Source organism: Lentzea sokolovensis, from assembly GCF_033949975.1.
GTDB classification, from domain to species: Bacteria; Actinomycetota; Actinomycetes; order Mycobacteriales; family Pseudonocardiaceae; genus Lentzea; species Lentzea sokolovensis.
Window position 1 is genome coordinate 297,205 of sequence record NZ_JAXAVU010000011.1, and the last position, 17,405, is coordinate 314,609.

15 protein-coding genes are annotated in these 17,405 nt (G+C 69.1%); 8 read left to right on the forward strand and 7 right to left on the reverse strand.

The annotated features are described in order from the left end of the window. Positions 1-37 precede the first annotated feature (37 nt). The 3 genes from SK854_RS28295 to SK854_RS28305 are packed head-to-tail and all read left to right on the forward strand — an operon-like array spanning position 38 to position 3,743. Positions 38-2,320 carry a helix-turn-helix transcriptional regulator gene (locus SK854_RS28295; protein WP_319978140.1) on the forward strand — a complete coding sequence of 761 codons (2,283 nt, stop codon included), beginning with the start codon at positions 38-40 and terminating at the stop codon, positions 2,318-2,320. A gap of 32 nt (positions 2,321-2,352) precedes the next feature. After that, complete coding sequence (locus SK854_RS28300) at positions 2,353-3,261, forward strand: 3'-5' exonuclease (protein WP_319978141.1); 909 nt, start codon at positions 2,353-2,355, stop codon at positions 3,259-3,261. Beyond that, positions 3,258-3,743, forward strand: a complete 486-nt coding sequence (locus SK854_RS28305; RefSeq protein WP_319978142.1) for a hypothetical protein — start codon at positions 3,258-3,260, stop codon at positions 3,741-3,743. The genes SK854_RS28300 and SK854_RS28305 overlap by 4 nt, the downstream gene beginning before the upstream one ends. Here SK854_RS28305 and SK854_RS28310 read toward each other — a convergent pair. Genes SK854_RS28310 through SK854_RS28320 form a run of 3 tightly spaced genes read right to left on the reverse strand, consistent with a single transcriptional unit; the run spans position 3,740 to position 9,982 of the window. Further along, a complete protein-coding gene (locus SK854_RS28310; RefSeq protein WP_319978143.1) occupies positions 3,740-7,513 on the reverse strand; it encodes a TIGR02680 family protein in 3,774 nt (1,257 codons plus the stop codon). The genes SK854_RS28305 and SK854_RS28310 overlap by 4 nt on opposite strands. Continuing rightward, on the reverse strand, positions 7,506-8,579 hold the full coding sequence (locus tag SK854_RS28315) for a TIGR02678 family protein (RefSeq protein WP_319978144.1): 1,074 nt from the start codon (positions 8,577-8,579) through the stop codon (positions 7,506-7,508). Before SK854_RS28315 ends, SK854_RS28310 begins: the two co-directional genes overlap by 8 nt. Next, entirely contained in the window at positions 8,576-9,982 is a 1,407-nt protein-coding gene (locus tag SK854_RS28320) for a TIGR02677 family protein (RefSeq protein WP_319978145.1), read from the reverse strand. Before SK854_RS28320 ends, SK854_RS28315 begins: the two co-directional genes overlap by 4 nt. Before the next feature lie 168 nt (positions 9,983-10,150). On the opposite strand from SK854_RS28320, the gene SK854_RS28325 reads away from it, so the two are divergent. After that, positions 10,151-10,324 carry a hypothetical protein gene (locus SK854_RS28325; protein WP_319978146.1) on the forward strand — a complete coding sequence of 58 codons (174 nt, stop codon included), beginning with the start codon at positions 10,151-10,153 and terminating at the stop codon, positions 10,322-10,324. Positions 10,325-10,627: 303 nt separating this feature from the next. Here the strand turns inward: SK854_RS28325 and SK854_RS28330 are convergent, their stop codons facing one another. The 4 genes from SK854_RS28330 to SK854_RS28345 are packed head-to-tail and all read right to left on the reverse strand — an operon-like array spanning position 10,628 to position 13,117. Further along, positions 10,628-11,068, reverse strand: coding sequence for a DUF6346 domain-containing protein (locus SK854_RS28330; protein WP_319978147.1), 441 nt, complete (start codon positions 11,066-11,068; stop codon positions 10,628-10,630). Next, a complete protein-coding gene (locus SK854_RS28335; protein ID WP_319978149.1) occupies positions 11,065-12,366 on the reverse strand; it encodes a WXG100 family type VII secretion target in 1,302 nt (433 codons plus the stop codon). Before SK854_RS28335 ends, SK854_RS28330 begins: the two co-directional genes overlap by 4 nt. Further along, positions 12,363-12,668 (reverse strand): hypothetical protein, encoded by a 306-nt coding sequence (locus SK854_RS28340; RefSeq protein WP_319978150.1) that lies wholly within the window; start codon positions 12,666-12,668, stop codon positions 12,363-12,365. Before SK854_RS28340 ends, SK854_RS28335 begins: the two co-directional genes overlap by 4 nt. Next, positions 12,665-13,117 (reverse strand): YbaB/EbfC family nucleoid-associated protein, encoded by a 453-nt coding sequence (locus SK854_RS28345; RefSeq protein WP_319978151.1) that lies wholly within the window; start codon positions 13,115-13,117, stop codon positions 12,665-12,667. Before SK854_RS28345 ends, SK854_RS28340 begins: the two co-directional genes overlap by 4 nt. Positions 13,118-13,173: 56 nt before the next feature. Between SK854_RS28345 and SK854_RS28350 the strand changes: the two genes are divergently transcribed. The 4 genes from SK854_RS28350 (at position 13,174) to SK854_RS28365 (ending at position 17,405) form a co-directional block, all read left to right on the forward strand. Further along, positions 13,174-13,725 carry a hypothetical protein gene (locus SK854_RS28350; RefSeq protein ID WP_319978152.1) on the forward strand — a complete coding sequence of 184 codons (552 nt, stop codon included), beginning with the start codon at positions 13,174-13,176 and terminating at the stop codon, positions 13,723-13,725. Positions 13,726-13,808: 83 nt separating this feature from the next. After that, on the forward strand, positions 13,809-14,420 hold the full coding sequence (locus tag SK854_RS28355; protein WP_319978153.1) for a hypothetical protein: 612 nt from the start codon (positions 13,809-13,811) through the stop codon (positions 14,418-14,420). 117 nt (positions 14,421-14,537) lie between these two features. Next, positions 14,538-15,857, forward strand: a complete 1,320-nt coding sequence (locus SK854_RS28360) for a purine-cytosine permease family protein (protein WP_319978154.1) — start codon at positions 14,538-14,540, stop codon at positions 15,855-15,857. A 9-nt stretch (positions 15,858-15,866) separates the two neighbouring features. After that, on the forward strand, positions 15,867-17,405 hold the full coding sequence (locus SK854_RS28365) for a hydantoinase/oxoprolinase family protein (protein WP_319978155.1): 1,539 nt from the start codon (positions 15,867-15,869) through the stop codon (positions 17,403-17,405).

The window sequence follows — 17,405 nt, forward strand, 5'->3', positions numbered from 1 at the left end:
ACCCATCTTGACGGCGCGGATCACCTAGCCTGACGGGGTGGGGTGGCCGTTCGTGGGGAGGGACGCCGAACTCGCCGCGGTCCGCCATGCGGTGCGTGGTGCGGGGCTGATCGTGGCTGGTCCTGCCGGCGTGGGCAAGACGCGGCTGTTGGACGAGGTCGCGTGCGACGTCCGGTTGCGTGCGACAGCGGCGATGTCGGAGATTCCACTCGGCGTGATGGCGCCCTTCTTGCCGTCGGTAGATCCCTCGCCGTTGGCGATGTTGACCGCCGCACGAACCGCGTTGCGCGATCGCGTCGTGGTGGTCGACGACGTTCATCTGCTCGATGACGCGTCGGCTGGACTGTTGCACCAGCTCGTGCACCACCGGGAAGCCGTCGTGGTGGCGACGCTGCGGTCGGGTGAGCGCGCGCCGGATCCGGTGGTGGCGCTCTGGAAGGACGAGCTGCTGCCGCGCATCGAACTCGAGTTGCTCGGACGTGCCGTGGTCGTCGAGGTGCTGGAGACCGTGCTCGGCGGTGTGCTGGACAGTGCGACGGCCGATCGGCTGTGGACGGCGTCAGCCGGAAACATGTTGCTGTTGCGAGAGATGCACTTCGCCGCGCAGTGGGTGTCGCACGGCGGTGTGTGGTCGTTGGACGGTCCACTGCCGTTGTCGCCACGGCTCGTGGAGCTGATCGAGGCGCACCTCGCCGCGGTGCCCGCCGAGGAACGCCGGGTGCTGGAGCTGCTCGCGTTCGGCGAGCCGCTGGACCTGGCCGCGTCGGAGGCGTTGGACGGGCTCGTGACCGTGACCGATGAGGGACTGAGGCTCGCGCATCCGTTGTACGGCGAGGTGTTGCGCGCGCAGTGCCCTCCTCTGCGCAAGCGCAACCATCAGCGGTACCTGGCTTCCGTGCTCGACGATCCGTTGCGAGTAGCCGTGTTGCGGCTGGACAGCGGTACGGCGGACGATCCCGCTCAGCTGCTGCAGGCCGCTCTCCTCGCTGCCTCGACAGGTGGAGTCGTTCTGGCAGAACGGCTCGCACGCGCCGCGTGGTCCGTCGGTGGCGGTGTAAAGGCCGCACGGCAGTTGGCCTACGTGCTGGTGTTCACGGATCGTGCGGAGGAGGCCGAGGAGCTCTTCGCACGAGTCGCCACCGACGACGACCCGATCGAGGTCCGCACCATGCGCGCGATGAACCTCGGATGGGCGCTCGGGCGCACCGAGGAGGCCGCGGAGATGATCGTGATGCCGGCGGGCAGGGCCGCGCTCCTGTTCTTCGCCGGCAAGTACGACGAGGCTCGTGCGCTGCTCTCGTACGCCGATCCGGCCGAAGCGGCGATCCTCGCGATGATCGACGTGGTGCAGGGCAGGTACACCGGGCCGTTCCCGGTCGTCCCGCCGAACCCCGACGTCGGGCTGGGCGCCGAGATGAACGCGTTCTCCGAGGTGTTCGTGCACGCCTTGCACGGTGAACTGGCTCGTGCCGAACGTCTTGCCGTGCAAGCGCATCGGGAGAAGGCCGAGTGGGATTCCATGCGGTCGAGCTGGGCCGTTTCGTGCGCCGGGTTGGCACGGGCGGGTGGACGGTTGCTCGAAGCACGGCGCCTGCTGCGAGAGGCGCGGCCCGTACAGCCGTTCGTACGACTCTGCGAACTTGCCCACGTGGAGGCGTTGCTGGGCAACGACGCGCGTGCGCTGCTCGCGGAGGCGGAAGAGCTGGCGCCGCCGGGGATGCGCCCGTACGGCATCGGGCTGTGGCAGGCGCGGATCTGGGCGGGCGGCACGTCGCCGTTCGAGGCGGCCGAGGATGCCAGGGCGCACACCGAATTCGCTGCCGAAGCGGTGTTCCTGCACGAGGCCGTCCGCCTCGGGCACGCCTCCGACGCACTTGAACGACTCCGAGAGCTCGCCTCCACGACGACCGGGCTGCTGGTCCCGGTGTACGCCGCGCATGCGGAGGCGTTGGTGCGCAACGACTCCACCGCGCTGGAAGAGGTGGCCGCGCGGTTCGAGACGGCCGGGTACGTGCTGTTCGCGGCCGAAGCTGCCGCCGCGTCGGGCGATCGAGCGTTGTTCGGGCGGCTGGTGAAGCACTGCGAGGGCGCACGGACGCCCGCGTTGGCGAGGATGACGCTGACGCCGCTCACCCGTCGTGAGCGCGAGGTGGCCGCGCTGGCCGCACGGGGCCTGACGAACAAGGAGATCGCCGAATCGTTGGTGATCTCCGTGCGGACCGTCGACAACCACCTCTCCAACGCCTACGCGAAGCTCGGCATCGCGACTCGCGGTGAGCTCGCGTTGGTCCTTACGGATGACCTCGGCGGACGGCGATAACGCGCGGCACGGGTCCGAACGACAGGTCCGGCATGAGCAACGGGTACGCGGTCGTCGACGTCGAGACCACCGGACTTTCACCTGGTCAGCACCACCGGGTGAGTGAGGTGGCCGTCGTGCACCTCGACGCGTCCGGCCGCCGGGTGGACGAGTGGTGCACGCTGGTCAACCCGCGCCGCGACCTCGGCGCCCAGCACGTGCACGGCATCAGCGCCGCGGACGCCCGGCGCGCGCCCGAGTTCGCCGGTATCGCCGGTGAGCTCGCCGCGAGGCTGTCGGGACGGGTGCTCGTCGCGCACAACCTGTCGTTCGACCTGCGGTTCCTGCGAGCCGAGTTCGCGAGGCTCGGCCACGAGCTCTTCGCGGAGGGGCTCTGCACGATGAACCTCGCCGGCCGGTATCTCGGTGCCACGTCACGGTCGCTCGCCGCGTGCTGCGAGGTGGCCGGCGTGCCGATGGGCACCGCGCACTCCGCGCTGCACGACGCGCGGGCGTCCGCGGGGCTGCTGGCGCGTTGCCTGGACCGCGTCGGGGACGTGGAGCCGGTGCGCCTGACGGTGCCGCGAACCCTGAACGCGTTCGCCGTGCAGCGCAGTCACCCCCACGGAGCCGAACAGCACTTCCTGTCGAAGCTCGTGCGGCTGCTGCCTCGGGTGGAGACCGCGTCGGGCGACGAGTACCTCGACGTGCTCGACCGGGCGCTGGTCGACCGGCACCTGACGCTGGAGGAACAGGAAGAGTTGCTCGAAGTGGCCCGCGCGCTCGATCTCGGCCTGCCGCAGGTGATGGAGCTGCACCGCGGCTACCTCGCCGCGCTCGCCGACGCCGCCTGGGAGGACGGCCGGGTGACCGCGGACGAGGAGGCGGACCTGCGGCTGGTCGCGTCGTTGCTCGGCGTGGACGTCGCCGGTCTGCTCGGGCAGTTGAGCGGGTCGGCATGAGCACGATGGACCGGGTGGCCGCGCTCATCCAGGAACGCAACCGCATCGACGCCGAACTGTCGGCGTGCATCGGGCGGCCCGCGTTGACCGGGCACCTCGGCGCGTGGATCGCGGCGCAGGTCTTCGGCGTCAGCGACGGCAGGCTCGGCGACGGCCGGACCGTGGGCGTCCGGTGGTACACGAAGCGGGAAGGCCTGCTGGACATGAAGGAGCAGGGACCGGACGTCTACCTCGTGCTGGCCGGGCCGAAAGCCGAGCCGGCCAGTTCCCGTGGCACGACCAGGCCGTTGGTCGTCGACGCGGTCTACCTGTTCGACGCGGCGGCCGTGGTGGCCGACCTCCGGTCACGTGGCGTCAAGATCGGCACTCAGACCAGCGTGCGCACGGAACTGTGGGACGCCGCGGAGATCTACCCGCGGCGCAACCCGTCGTTCCCGCTCACTTCCGCGCAACGCGAACTGCTCGCACTGCTCGGAAGTTAGTCATCGGCCGTGAGGCTGTGCCCGTCCCACGTGAAGCGCACGGTCGTCACGGCGTCGTCGCCGTCGGTGCCGGTCGTGAGCTGGTGGATGGCGATGCCGGTGAGCTCCCGGTAGTCGCACCACTCGTGGTCCGACGTGAGCACCAGGTCGAGGTCGAAGTTGACCAGCAGTTCCAGCAGCTGGCCGCGGTTGGTCGCGTCGACGCCGACGAAGACCTCGTCCAGCAGGATCAGGCGGGGTGCGGTCGGCGTGGCGTGGTAGTGCGCGGCCGCCGCGGCGAACAGCGGGAGGTGCAGCACGATGGCCTTCTCGCCGCCGGACAGCGCGCCGTGCACCCGTTTGGTGACCGGGACCCAGCCTTCGCCCCTGTCCACCTTCACGACGAACTGGTGCCACGTCGTGTAGTCGAGCACCTGGGCGAGTTGTTGTTCCCAGCCCGTCGCGGAGTCATGTGCGCGTGCTTCTTCCACGCGCTCACGGAAGAACTGGTGCAGCAGCTCGCGTTCGTCGTCGTTCAGGTCCGATCGCAGCAGGAGGTCGCGGGCCTCTCTGGTGCCCGGCGGTAGCTGGGGATCGACCTGCCAGTCGAGCTGCACGCGGATGCCGGACGCGGTTTGGACGCGCTCCAATCGCTGGTTCATCGTGGTGACCAGCTCGGAGGCGCCTTGGATGCGTTGGGCGATGTGCCTGCGCGTGTCGCCGGTGAGGGTCTGGTCGAAGAGGTCCCGTTCGACGTCCGTGATGTGCGTGCGCACGCGGTCGCGTTCGGCCTGCAAGGTCTGAAGCAGCGCCTGCGCACCCATGCGCGCGCCGTCCAGCGTCGCGGTCAGGACCGTGACGTCGTCGTCGGGGTCGAGCGACAGATCGATGCGTCCGGCCAGCTGGTGCTGTGCCTGGTGCACGGCGGCACCGAGACGGGACTCGGAGTCGCGGATCAGGCGCGGGTCCACCGGTTCGTCGGGCACCTCACCGGCGTCTGCGGGCAGGTGACCGCTGGTCAGGTGCCGGTAGCGCGCTTCGGCCGCCTCGTGCACGACGGCGGCTTCCGCGGCGCGTGCGGTGTCGCCCTTGCGCTTCTCCTCCAACGTGCCGAGTGTGCGCGCCAGGCCCGTCTGCTTGTCCTGCAGCAGCTCGCGTTCCTCGGCCAGTGCGAGAGCCTTGGCGCGCAACGAGATGAGCTGCTGGTCCAGGGCCTGGAACTCGGAGCCCGCGGCACGTTCGACGGTCTCCAGCGTGATGGCGAGGTCGGCGGCCTCCTGCTGGCGGGCGGCCGTCGTCTCCTCGGCCTCGTCGGCCAGCGCGCTGCTCGTCGAGGCGCGGTTGCCGGCCTCGACTGACAGCGCTTCGGTGGCGAACGCGTCGTGGCGGTCGTCCAGCCAGCGGTGGGCCGCGGTGGCGAACGCCGCCAGCGCGTCCGCGTCCGGGACGTCGGCGGTGGCGGTGTGCTGGGCGACGACGGCCTCGGCCTCGGCCACACGCCGGGCTGCGGCCGCGACGGCATCCTTCCTCGCCGCGCAACGCAACTGTGCCTTCGTCCGCTGCTCTTCGGCGATGTCGGTCGGGTCGGTCGAAGGCTGCCTGGCCAGTTCACCGACCAGCGTGGCGCGGCGCACGGCGATCTGGTTCAGCGCCGCGTCCACACCGGACAGATCTGTGGCGAGCTGCTCGATCAGGCCGGTCAGTTCGGCGATCCGGCCCGCACGGGCCCGTTTGCGCGCGTCCGCACCGATGTAGGTGGGGAAGTCCTTGGTCCAGCGGCCGTGCGCGTTGGCCAGGCGCCACGTCCCGTCCGCGCCGATCGCGACGGCGTGACCGGTGGCCGTGTCGCCGAACGCGACGCTCTCCAGGAACCGGCGACAGCGCTCGTCGTCGGTGACGAGCACCTCCAGCAGGGTGTAGCCGGGAGCGGGAGGTGCCAGCGACGGTTCGGCGAAACGGTCCCGGTCGGTCGTGCCGAACGAGTTGTCCGGCGTGATCCACGCGTCGAGCAGGCCCGAGGCCTCCAGCGCCGCCTCGACCGCGCCACGCACGGGAAGTGGCGTGCCAGGACGGAAGTCGACCAGACGCCACAGAGGGGCGCCCACGGCATGAGAGCGGTACTCGTCGTCACGCGTGTACGGCGCGGGCGGCGGTACATCGACCTGATTGGCGAGCTTCTCGCGGATGGAGTTGTACTGCGAGAGCTGGCCGTTCAACGCCGTGCGCGTCTCCTCCAGACGCGCCTCGATGCGGCTGAACTCCTCCCGAGCGCGTGCTGCGGCCTCAACGACCTCACCGTGCTCGGAGACGTTCAGCTCGGAACAGCCGTGCGCCCACGTGTCGAAGTCCGCACGGAACTTCGCAAACGCTTGCTCGAACGTCCGCTGCGCCGCGGCTTCCGCTTCCGTGGCGAGGTCGAGCTCGTCACGCGTCTCCTCAAGCCGTTGGCGTGCGGCATTCCGTGCGTCGACTGCTCTCTCGTGCGCGGCGACGGCACGACTGATCGAGTTGATCTCGGTGGACCGGGACTCGATGGCGGCGGTGAGCAGCTGACGGCCCGACCGCGCGTCGGCGTGCGTCTCGATCTCCTCGAACACCGACGGCATGCCCGCGTGCTCGGCGGCTTCCCGTGCGATCACCGCGGAGCGTCGAAGCTCATCGGCGCGTGCGGCCGCATCGGACTTGGCCTGCTCCGCCCGTTCCTCGTCGGCAACGGCACGCGCGCGGAGTTTCACGGCGTGCGCGGCGGCCTCCGAAGCGCGCAGGTTCGCGGCGGAAAGCTGCTGCCGCAACAGGTCGAGCTGCTTGCCCTCCTGGTACGCGGGCAGGTCGGAGATGCCGGAGATCTCCGCGTCGACCGCGCTCGCCTCACGTCCGAGCGCCGCGAGCTGGTCGAACGCCTCGTCGGTCAGCGTGATCTGCCGCTGGTAGCGGCGTTCGCTCATCCGCGCGGCCCGCGTCAGATCCTCGAGCTGTTCGGTCGCGGACTCCAGCGCCCGTGCGGCCACACCGAGAACGCGCTGGGCGTAGACGCGCTGCACGTCCGCGAGCCGTTCGGCGGTGGTGATCTCCTCGTCGAGCCGCCGCAGGTCCTCGCGCTGGCGGTCGAGTCGTTCGAACCCCTCGGCGATCTCGGTCAGGTCGGACTGGTCCAGCGGCGGAAGTGCCTTGGACAGCAACGAGGACAGCACGCTCGGGTCGAGCCGCTCGGACAGTTTCGGAGTGCGCAGCTGCAACAGCGCGGTGATCAGCGAGTCGTACCGTTGCTCGCTCACGCCGGGGAACAACGTCGTCCGCACCGTGTGGCGGTAATCGGCCGGTGAGGCGTGCACGACGCCATGGTCACCGATCGCGGCGATGAGATCGGTCTTGGTCAACGGGCGCCCGGCCTCGTTCACCAGCGCCAGATCACCGATCCTGAGCGACGTCGTGAAGTACGTGGCGATGACGTTCGTCGTGTTCGTGGTGGCCTGGAGCCGCGCACCGCACGTGAACCACTGCTCGCCCTGCTGGAACTCCAGCCACACGTACCCGACGCGCGTGCTGCCCTGGTTGCCCTCGCCCATGAGGTTCCAGTGCATCGTGCGGTCCGCACTGCCGAACGTCGACAGCCGGTGCGGACGCAGGTTCGCGTCGAACAGGTATGGCAGCAGCAGCTCGAGCGCCTTCGACTTGCCCGTGCCGTTGGGACCTCGCAGCAGCAGTCTGCCCTGGTAGAACGAGAAGATCTCGTCGTAGTAGCGCCAGACGTTGATGATGCCGGCGCGGCTCGGTTGCCACCGGTCAGTCATTGAGCTCCTCGACCGCGTACCTGGCTGCGGCGGGCAGCCTGTGAACGGTGCCGTTCTCCGTGCGCACGAGCCCGAACGCCGCCAGCAGTTCGAGCGCGTCCGCCGCGAGCCTGCCCGCGCCACCGTCCGACTGGTAGGCCTTGGCCCAGGTGCGGAACTTCGTGAGCAGCTCGCGTACTTCTTCGGCCAGGTCCTCCGTGGTGGCCGGACCCTCTGCCAACCGGTCGAGCAACAGCAAAGCGGCGACCTTCGCGTGGTTGTCGTCGTCCGGGAACCTCGTGTCCGTGGCGATCGCGTCGGCGTCGACCACGAGATAACCCTCGGCGCGTTCCTCCAGAGTGCACCCGGCGAGCCGGATGCCCGTCTGGACGACCTTGCGCCCGGAGGGGGACGTCAGGAACGCGAGCTGGCTCGCGGTCAGATCTTCCTTGTAGAGCACCGGATCGTCGATGAGCCGACGCATCACGGAGTGCCGTTGCCACAGGCTGCGGTGCGCGGTGTCGTAGCGGGTCTCGCGGGTCAGTCCGGCGATCGTGTCCACTGTGGAGGGTGGCGCCGGCGCGGCCAGCAGGCGAGTGATGAGCGTCGGGTCCGCGCGGACGTGCTCGCCGGTCTCGACGGCGCCGTTCTCTTCGAGGAACGTCAGGACGTCGTTGAACGCGTTGCGGTCGCTGCGCCTGGCCGGGTCGAACGTCAGGCCGTCCTCGGCGGCGGCCTGCTTCGTGCGGGTCGTCAGCTCGTCGAGCGTGCTCACCGGCGTCGCCAGCAGCTCCGCGCACACGAGGCACAGCAGCGTGTAGCGCCGCCGGTCGAAAGCGGGCCGCGTGCGGTCGGGCCGTTGCGTCACCTTGAAGAGGCGCGCGTATCCGGCGCGCGGCTCGACGATCACACGCCAGCCGCAGTAGTAGTCGAACCACTTCGTGATCGGCTCGCGGCGCCTTCTGATGAGGTCGAAGCCGTCGTGGTCCTGCGTCGCGGTCATCAACGGACGCGCGAGCAGCAGACGAACGCCACGCGCCACCTCTTCGCTCTCCAGCCGTGCGAGCTGGTTCCCAGGGCGGCTCATCGGCTCTGCACGTCGATCACGTAGTCGGGCCCGCTCAGCGTGCCCTTCTGGGTGGTCATGGTCGCCCAGCCGCGCGCGTTGCGCAGGTTGATCTGCATCCGCCCGTCGCTGGTGCCGGCCGTGCGCGTGCCGGTGCTGTCCGGATCGCTGCCCAGCGCCCTGCCGACCAGGTCGATCAGCCGGTGGAACGTGTCGTGGTCGAGGTTGGTGAGCGTGGAGATCCGGATCGCGCCGTCGGTCTGGATCTGCGACCACGCGTACTCGAGCTCAGCGCGTTCCTTCTCCGCCTGCTCACGGCGGTTGCGGCGCACCTCGTCGACGTTGCGGACCTTGCCGGTGGCACCGATGTGCTCCTGCTTGCCGGTCGCGCGCAGCTGCGGCGACACGGGCACCGGAGGCGTGTTGTGCCACGCCTCGCCGCTCGGCAACAGCTCACCGTCGGCGTGCGCGAGGTGCGCGTGCCTGGCCGGCCACAGCCCGAACGCGGCGTTGAACAGCTCGTGCGCCTCGTCCTCGGTCTCGGTCCGCGCGAACCACCGGGCGAGCGCCCTTAAGTCGGCCGCGGTGTTCGTCGGCTTCTTGCGCTGCTCGCTGATCCGGTCCAGCACCCGCAGCAACTGCACGATCGCCTTGCGCGACACGTCCTGCAGCTCGTCGACGCGCGGCGGGTTGTCGTGAAACCAGCTCTTGAGGTTGCTCCAACGCTCTTTGCGCTGCCGAAGCCACAGCTCGTCGCTCTGGTGGAGCCCGGCACCGTTGCGCGCGCGTTCGTGCAGCTCAGTCGCATCGATGCCCGCGATGGCCTCGCGGATCCTCTGCTTGCGCGCGTCCAGGTCCGCGATGAAGTCACGCAGGTAGGTGATCGTCGTGCGCTTGACGTCCTGGAACGTGGCGAGGTCGGTCTGCTCGTCCCTCAGGAGTCTCTGCAGGTCGGCGTTGAACCGCGTCGTGCCGGTCTCGAAGGCGTCGAGGTGCCCTTCGAGTTGGGTGAGCGCCGTGAAGGCACCGCGGTCGTCCAGCGGCTTGGCCAGGTCGTCGAGGTGGGCCGCGATCGCGTCGAGCACCGCGGTCTGCAGCGAACCGTTGCCGCTGAGCGTGTCGAGCGCGTGCTTGAGGCCGGCGCACGCGGCCTCGCCGAGCCTGGTGAGCCCGTAGCGGTGCTGCGCCGCGTCCAGCAGGCCCCAGCCACGCAGAGAGTTGAGGGACGACTGGAGCTCGTCGTCCGTCACTTGCTCGGACCAGCCGACGTTCCTCAGCCGTTGCTGCACGTCATCGGCCGTGAGGACGGTCTGCAGGCGCTCGTTCGCCACCCCGAACACGCGCATCACCGCAGTGTGCAGCTCCGCGTGGGCGGTCGTGGTGAAGCGGAACAGGTCCGCGGGCACCGGTGGGAACGTCGTCACCTGTGCCACCGTAGCTGGCGTTGTAGGGCTTTCGGGTGACAGGGCGGGCCGCGGATTCCCGTGACGGAATCCAGGTACGCGTCAACCGGACATCGTCCGCAGGTACTCCTGCGTCTCGGGGTCCCGCCGGTGTCCGGGGCGGGCGGCGATCAACAGGCCGTAGGTGAAGTGAGCCCCGGCGAGGGCGAGCAGACCCGCTCCGACGTACCAGTGGGCTCACCTGCGGAGGCGGCGCACTTCGGCTCGCGGTGCGAACGGCTGTTCTGCCACCAGATGCCGGTGCCGAGAAGGCCGACGTCGATCAGCACGACGGCGCCCATGGTCGGCCACGGGCAGGGGTGAATGACTCGCGGGCCGGAACGAAGTCGAGCGGGTCCAGGCGTTGCATGGGACCGACATGTCGGCCGGGGTGAGCAGGGAAGAGCCGCTGGTGAACCGCATCTGCATGCCGTAGGTGCCGGTGACGATCGTGCTGCAGTTCCAGCGGGTGCCCAGGAGGAGCCAGTTGCGCTCGCATTGGATGTTCTCGGCGCGGGCGACCGCGGCGCCTCGAGGGCCGTGGTCCTCTTAGAACAGCAGGAGGAACGCGGCGCCCTACGCGCACAGGGTGAACCAGGCGAGGGCCGGCCAGCGCTGATGATGTTTTCACGCCACCGGCTTCTTGTCGCGGAACATGCGGAACGTGATGAAGAGCGCGACTGCCGGTACACCCATGAGGCAGAGGACCACGAGGCCCTTGCGGGGTTCGCGGCGTTCGACGCTGGCCCATTCCACACTTGGCTGGTAGGACCTCGAGAACGACACCCGGTTGTTGGTCATGGGGACGCGCGTGCCGACGTCAGCGGGAGTCAGAGAGGAGTTCTTGCTGCTGTAGGGAACACGTTCGCCGTCGTTGGAGACGATGGTGGCGTTGCAGTGCCAGAGCGCTCCGAAGGCCCACCAGTTTCTGGAACAGGAGATGTTCTCCGCGTAGCCCTTCGGCTCTCCACCTGAGCCTGCCTCACCTCCGAAGAGCTGGGGGCCCGCTTGGGCGATGTAGAGGGCCACGATCCAGAGGACCACGGCGAGGGTGATCCGCTTGGTCATCGGTTGTCCTTGGAGTCCTGCTCATCGTCGCCACGCAACGTCTTGTTCAGCTCTTTTCCCAGTTCCTTCGCCGGGTGGACCAGGTCGCCGTAGTTCGGCATCAGGTGGCTGATGTCCCGGCTGGCCACGGCACGCACCCAGTTCTGGCCGTCGAGCACGCCCTTGCCCATGGGCGAATCCACGCGGTCCGCCGCACGACCGGCCGCGTGGCCGGGGTCGCCCATGTTCTCGCTGCGCGTGGTGAGCGGCGGCTGGTTCATCTTTTCGTAGAAGTCCTTGACCTTCTGCTTGCGCGCGGAACCGTTCTCCTTCACGCGGTTCGCCCAGTCGTCGACTTTCCGGGTCGTGCGCTGGGCGAAGTCGTCGACCTTGTTCATCGCGTTGTCGACGCCGTCCTGGATCCGCCTGCTCGCGTTGCCGAGTCCCTCGCCGACGTTGTCGAGCGTGTCCGCCCTGGACACCCTCGTCGCGGAGTCGGACGCCAGTTCTGCCGCGCGCTGGTTGCCGTAGCGGCTGTTCGGCATCTGCCGGCTCAGCGCGGCCAGGTCGTCGGCCTGCTTGCGCATCGCCTCGCCGGCCTTCTTCGCGAGGGATCCGAGCTTGTCCAGCGCTTTGAACAGCTTGGCGACGAACCTCGCGATCTTGGTGCCGATCTCGACGGCCTTCGTCACGGCGCGCGTGATGAACGCGGCGATCGAGGCGCCGGCCGTGGGAATGGCCGACGCGGCGGCCGGAATGCCCCACATCAGCAGGGTTCCCGCGAGGTCGGCCAGCAGGTCGCGGATCAACGCCCTGGTGGCGGCGACGACCGCGCCGGCCACCTTGATCTTGTTCGCCGCAGAGGAAGCCGCGGCGGAAGAACCCTGCAGTTGTGCGACCAGACTGCTGCACCGGGTTCGGTACGCGTCGGCGGCGTCGCCGGTCCAGTCCGCGAGCGACTTCGCCTGGTTCTCGTAGGCTGTGGCCTCGTCGTTCAGGCGTTTGGCGATGTTCTCCCAGGTCGTGCCGACCGCCTCGATGGCGGGAGGGTCACCTGCGAGCTTGTCGAAGGGTTCGCGGATGAAGCCGACGTTCTCGATGATCCAGCCGACGACGGACGAGGCGAGCGTGCCGAGCGGGTCGGTGAGGAGACCTGCGACGTCGAGGACCATCGCGGCGCCGTCGATGCCGAGGGCGACCGGGTCGATGTCCTTGCCCTCGATGAACGGCTTGACCAGGTCCTCGCCGGTGTCGGCGAAGCCGGCGCCGGTAAACCACTTCTTGTCGTCCTGTTCCTTGGCGATCAACGGATTGCTCATCGGTTCATCCCCCGCAGGGAGGCGCGGTTGCCGTCCTCGGTCTGCTGGTAGGTCTCTGCGGTGGAGCAGAGGTCGTCGCCGGTGGCCTCGAACGCCTTGGGCAGTTCGGCGAGGAGCAACTTCGCCTTGTCCAGTTCGTCGTCGAAGATCCACGACCACGCTTGGCAGAGCTCGCCCATCACGTTGGGGCCCAAGCTCACCTGGGAGGCGGAGGCGACCTCCTGCAGGGACGGCGAGAGCCGGCCGACGATCTGCTTGCCGTGGGCCGCGATGGCCCCGGACTGCGCCGCGAAGCCCGTCATCGCAGCATCGAGTTCCCGCCGAAGTCGTCGTCATCGCCCCGAGGTGGTGCGGGACGACCTGGTGCCGGCTTCGGTTCCTCCACGGTGCCCGCCGGGTCGATCACGGCGATGCCCCGGTCGACCTGTTCGCGCAGGAAGGCCATGCCCTCGCCGTCGCCGAGGATCGGGCGCATCGTGTCCTCGATCTTGCGGGCGGCCTCGACCTGGGCGCGGCGGATGGTGTCCATGATGGTGCGGCCCAGGGCGGTGTGGCCGAGGTCGTCGGCACGTGGGGTGAGCTGGAGTGACTCGATTCGGCCGCCGGAGCCCACGGTGACGATGACCGAGCCGTCAGGGCTCTGGGCCTCGGTGCGGGATTCGCGGAACGCCGTCTGGATGGCGTTCGCTTGTTCCTGGGCCTGGTGCAGGCGCAGTTCGAAGTTCGCGAGGAACGCGTGCGGATCGGTCACGATCGAATGATCGCATTTGTGCGAACTCTGCGCGCACGGTTCGCCACAATGCGTGCATGGTGAAGCCGCTCATCACTCGGGAGATGCGGGAACGCGCTCGTCGCGTGCCCAACAGCTGGTTGCACGTGGTCGATCCAGCTCACGACGGCGTCTCCACCGAGGCGGTTGTCGGGCGTTACCTCGTGGACGAGCGGGGCGAGATCACTGATCAGTACGTGCCGAATTCCCGATATCAGGCGCGTGAGATCACCTTCGAGAACGACCTCGAGTCGTTGATGTATCTCGTGCACCGCGGGTACGCGGACAAGGCGGAACTGGTCGACGCGGTGCTGGCGGCCGAACTCGTGCTGCCCGCCGATCCCGCTCGCGAACCGAGAAAGCATCTCGTCATGCGCGGGGACGTCGTGGACGTGTTCGCGTCGGAACGAGCGCGGCCGCGTGACTGGCCACCGCATTGGCACTGGTTTCGCGGGGTGGAGCTGGCCGTGGTCGTGGACGCGCTGGAGTCGCCGGTCACGGTGCTGGTGACCGCGCAGGGCGGAGTTCAGTTCGAGGTACCGGGCGACCTGCTCGTGGACGGGCTGCGTTCGGTGATCACGATGGGGTGATCCGCGTGGTGGCGTTGATCGACGAACGGGTCACGTTGGGCTGTTCGGCCTAATCTCCCGCCATGCGGACGAGGCTGACCCCCATGCAGCAGGCGGTGGTGGACGCCGGGCGCCCGTTGCCGCAGCTGACCGATCCGCTGGAGGTCGAGCTGCAGGTCAGCTCGTTCGCGGGGCCGTTCGCCGACAACGAGGAGTTGTGGGAGGTCGTCGTCCGGCATCTGGAGGAGGTGCCGAGCCGGCGCAGTGCGGCGCTGCTGACGGCGCTCGGGCATCTGCTTCCTGGGCGGGCCGGGGTGTGGGCGCAGGAGGCTGCTCGGCATCAGGCCGAACCCCGGTGGGATCTGGGAGCGCTCTCATTTGGGGAATGCTGGATTGGTGACCGGTCGATCGACGCGGGATATCTGGCACTGCTGTGCAGTTATTCGTACGGGGAGTCGCCGCACGCGATGGTTTTCATGATCGACGAAATCAGCGGCAGCCTCACGCGGCACGCGTTTCTCACCCGGCAGGTCGAGGAGACGCTGGCTCGGCTGAGGGAGGAGATGCGGTTGGAGCTGATCACCCCGGTGGCGGCTCACTGGCTGCTCAGCCGCAGCTACGACCGGTTTGAGCGGCGGCCTGGGCTCGGGGTGAGCATGGACGTGCATCAGACTCGGCTGGTGGCGCGCAGGCGGATTGCGCTGGCGATGAATTAGCGGTGGCCTGTGCGAATCGCAACGTGGTGATTCATCCGACTGTGCAGAGTGTCTGTAGCTCGATCGTGGCTCGGCTATTACTGTCCGGGTTGTCGATCACAGGGCGGAGGGATGATCATGACCGCTCTTCTCGGGCGCGATGATCAGGCCCTCAGTCGTGTCCCTGACCAGGCGCGGCACCCTTGGTTGTCGGTCGCGACCCAGCGCTTCGGACAGACGACCGCGCTGAGTCAGTTGCTGCTGGGCGCGACCCTCGGCTTCGGCATGACGTTCTGGGACGCGTTCATCGCGCTCACGATCGGGGCAGTGCTCCTCAACGTCGTGGCGATCACCGTTGGTGTCATCGGGCAGCGGGAAGGGCTTTCCACGGCCATCCTCACGCGGTGGACGGGCTTCGGGCACGCCGGGTCGGCGGTGCTCGGGCTGATCATCGCCCTGTCGTGCACCGGGTGGTTCGGGGTGCAGACGGGGCTGGCCGGGGCGACGCTCGCCGGGGTGGCCGGGGTGTTGCCGGCGCCGGTGTGGTCGTTGCTCTTCGGCATCGTTGTCACGGTCATCGCTGCCTATGGGGTGCGGTGGATGGCGTGGACCTCGTACGTCGCGGTGCCCGCGTTTCTGGCCCTGCTTCTCTGGCTCGTGCTGACCAACGTCAACGATGTCGGTGCGGCCATCTCCGGGCCGGCGCCGGGGCCGGCGATCGGGATGCTGACCGCGATCACGCTGGTCACCGGCAGTTTCATCGTGGGCGCGGCGATCGCGCCGGACATGACGCGCTTCAACCGCAACGAGTGGGACGTCGTCAAGCAGACCGTTCTGGGGATCACGCTCGGCGAGTGGGTCATCAGCCTGGCCGGGGTGGTGCTCGCGCGCGGGGTCGGCACGACCGACGTCATGGGCGTCATCAGTTCGTCCGGCGGGTGGATCGGCGCGCTGATCGTGGTCACGGCGGTCTTGAAGATCAACGACTGGAACCTCTACTCCGCCTCGCTCGGGATCGTGAACCTCGTCGACGCCGTGTTCGCGGTGAGGATCAGCCGGGCGCAGGTGACGATCATGGTCGGGTGCGCGGGCAGCTTCCTCGCGGCGGCGGGGATCGTGCACCAGTTCAGCCACTTCCTGGTGTTGCTGGGCGTGGTGTTCCCGCCCGTCGCCGGGATCATGGTCGCCGAGTACTACGTCGTGCGGCGGTGGCGCAACGAGATCATCTCCACGCGGCCGCACGTGCCGCGGTCGGCGCCTTCGTGGGTGCCCGTCACCGTGGTCGTCTGGCCGGGCGCGGCCATCGTGGGTGAGCTGTTGCCGTTCGGGCAGTCCAGCGTGAACTCTCTCGTGCTCGCGTTCGCGCTGTACGTGTCCGCTGGGCGGTTGGACCTCTTGAGGATGCGCACGCGACGAGCCACCAACCGTAAGGTGGTCGGGGAAGCGACGGCCGCCTGAGGGGTGCACATGCACATCGGTATCGACGTCGGCGGCACGAACACCGATGCCGTTCTCGTCGAGGGCCGCCGGGTGCTGGCCGAGTGCAAGGCGACGACCACGGCCGACGTGACCACAGGGATCATCGAGGCGGTCAGCGGGCTCGCGTTCGACCGGACGGCCATCACAGCGGTCATGATCGGCACGACGCACTTCGTCAACGCCGTCGTGGAGGGCCGCGGGCTCGCGCGGACGGCTGCGGTGCGACTCGGACTTCCCGCCACCACGGCACTTCCGCCGTTCGTCGACTGGCCAGAGCAGCTGCGGCAGGCCATCGGCGGGCACGCGTACCTGTGTCACGGCGGCCACGAGTACGACGGCAGGGTCATCTCGCCGCTCGACGAGGACGAGCTGCGTGCCGTCGCCGCCGACATCGCGGCCAAGGGCGTGCAGTCGGTCGCCATCTCGTCGGTGTTCTCGTTGGTCAGCAGCGATTTCGAACGCCGGGCAGCGGAGATCCTCACGGCCGAGGTGCCGGGCCTGCTGGTGAGCTTCTCGCACGAGATCGGGCGGCTCGGCCTGCTGGAGCGGGAGAACGCGACGATCATCAACGCCGCGCTGCGCGTGCTCGCCGAGCAGATCGCCGACGGACTCGCGGAATCCCTGACGGCACAGGGCATCGACGCTCCGCTCTTCCTCAGCCAGAACGACGGCACGCTGATGGACCTGGAGTACGCGCGCAGCCACCCGGTCGCCACGTTCGCCTCCGGGCCGACGAACTCCATGCGCGGCGGTGCGTTCCTGTCCGGGATGGACGACTGCGCGGTGATCGACATCGGCGGCACCACGACGGACATCGGCATGCTGCACAACGGCTTCCCGCGCGAGGCCTCGTCCGAGGTGCTCATCAGCGGCGTGCGCACCAACTTCCGGATGCCCGACGTGCTGTCCGTCGGCCTCGGTGGCGGCAGCGTCGTGCGGCAGGAGCAGGGCAACGTGCAGGTGGGGCCGGACAGCGTCGGATTCCGCCTGTCCCGGCAGGCCCTGGTGTTCGGCGGCGACACGCTCACGGCGACGGACGTCGCGGTCGCGGCGGGCCTCGCCGACATCGGCGACGCGACACTGGTGCGCCACCTCGACCGCACGCTCGTGCGGTCGGTGCTCGACCACGTCCGCGGCCGGATCGCCACGCAGGTCGACCGCATGCGCACGAGCCCGGCGCCGTTGCCCGTCGTGCTGGTCGGCGGCGGCAGCGTCCTCGTGCCGGACGGGATCGAGGGCGTCAGCGAGGTCGTCCGGCCCGACCACCACGCCTTCGCCAACGCCATCGGCGCCGCGATCGCGCAGGTCGGCGGCGAGGTCGACCGGGTGTTCACGATGGAACCGAGGCGGCGCGACGAGGTGCTCGACGCGGCCCGGCAGGAGGCCGTGGACAAGGCGGTGGCGGCGGGCGCGAAGGCCGACAGCGTGCGGATCGTCGAGGTCGAGGAGATCCCGCTGGCGTACCTGCCGGGAAACGCGAGCCGGGTGCGGGCGCGTGCGGTGGGTGATCTGCTGCTCGGCCACTAG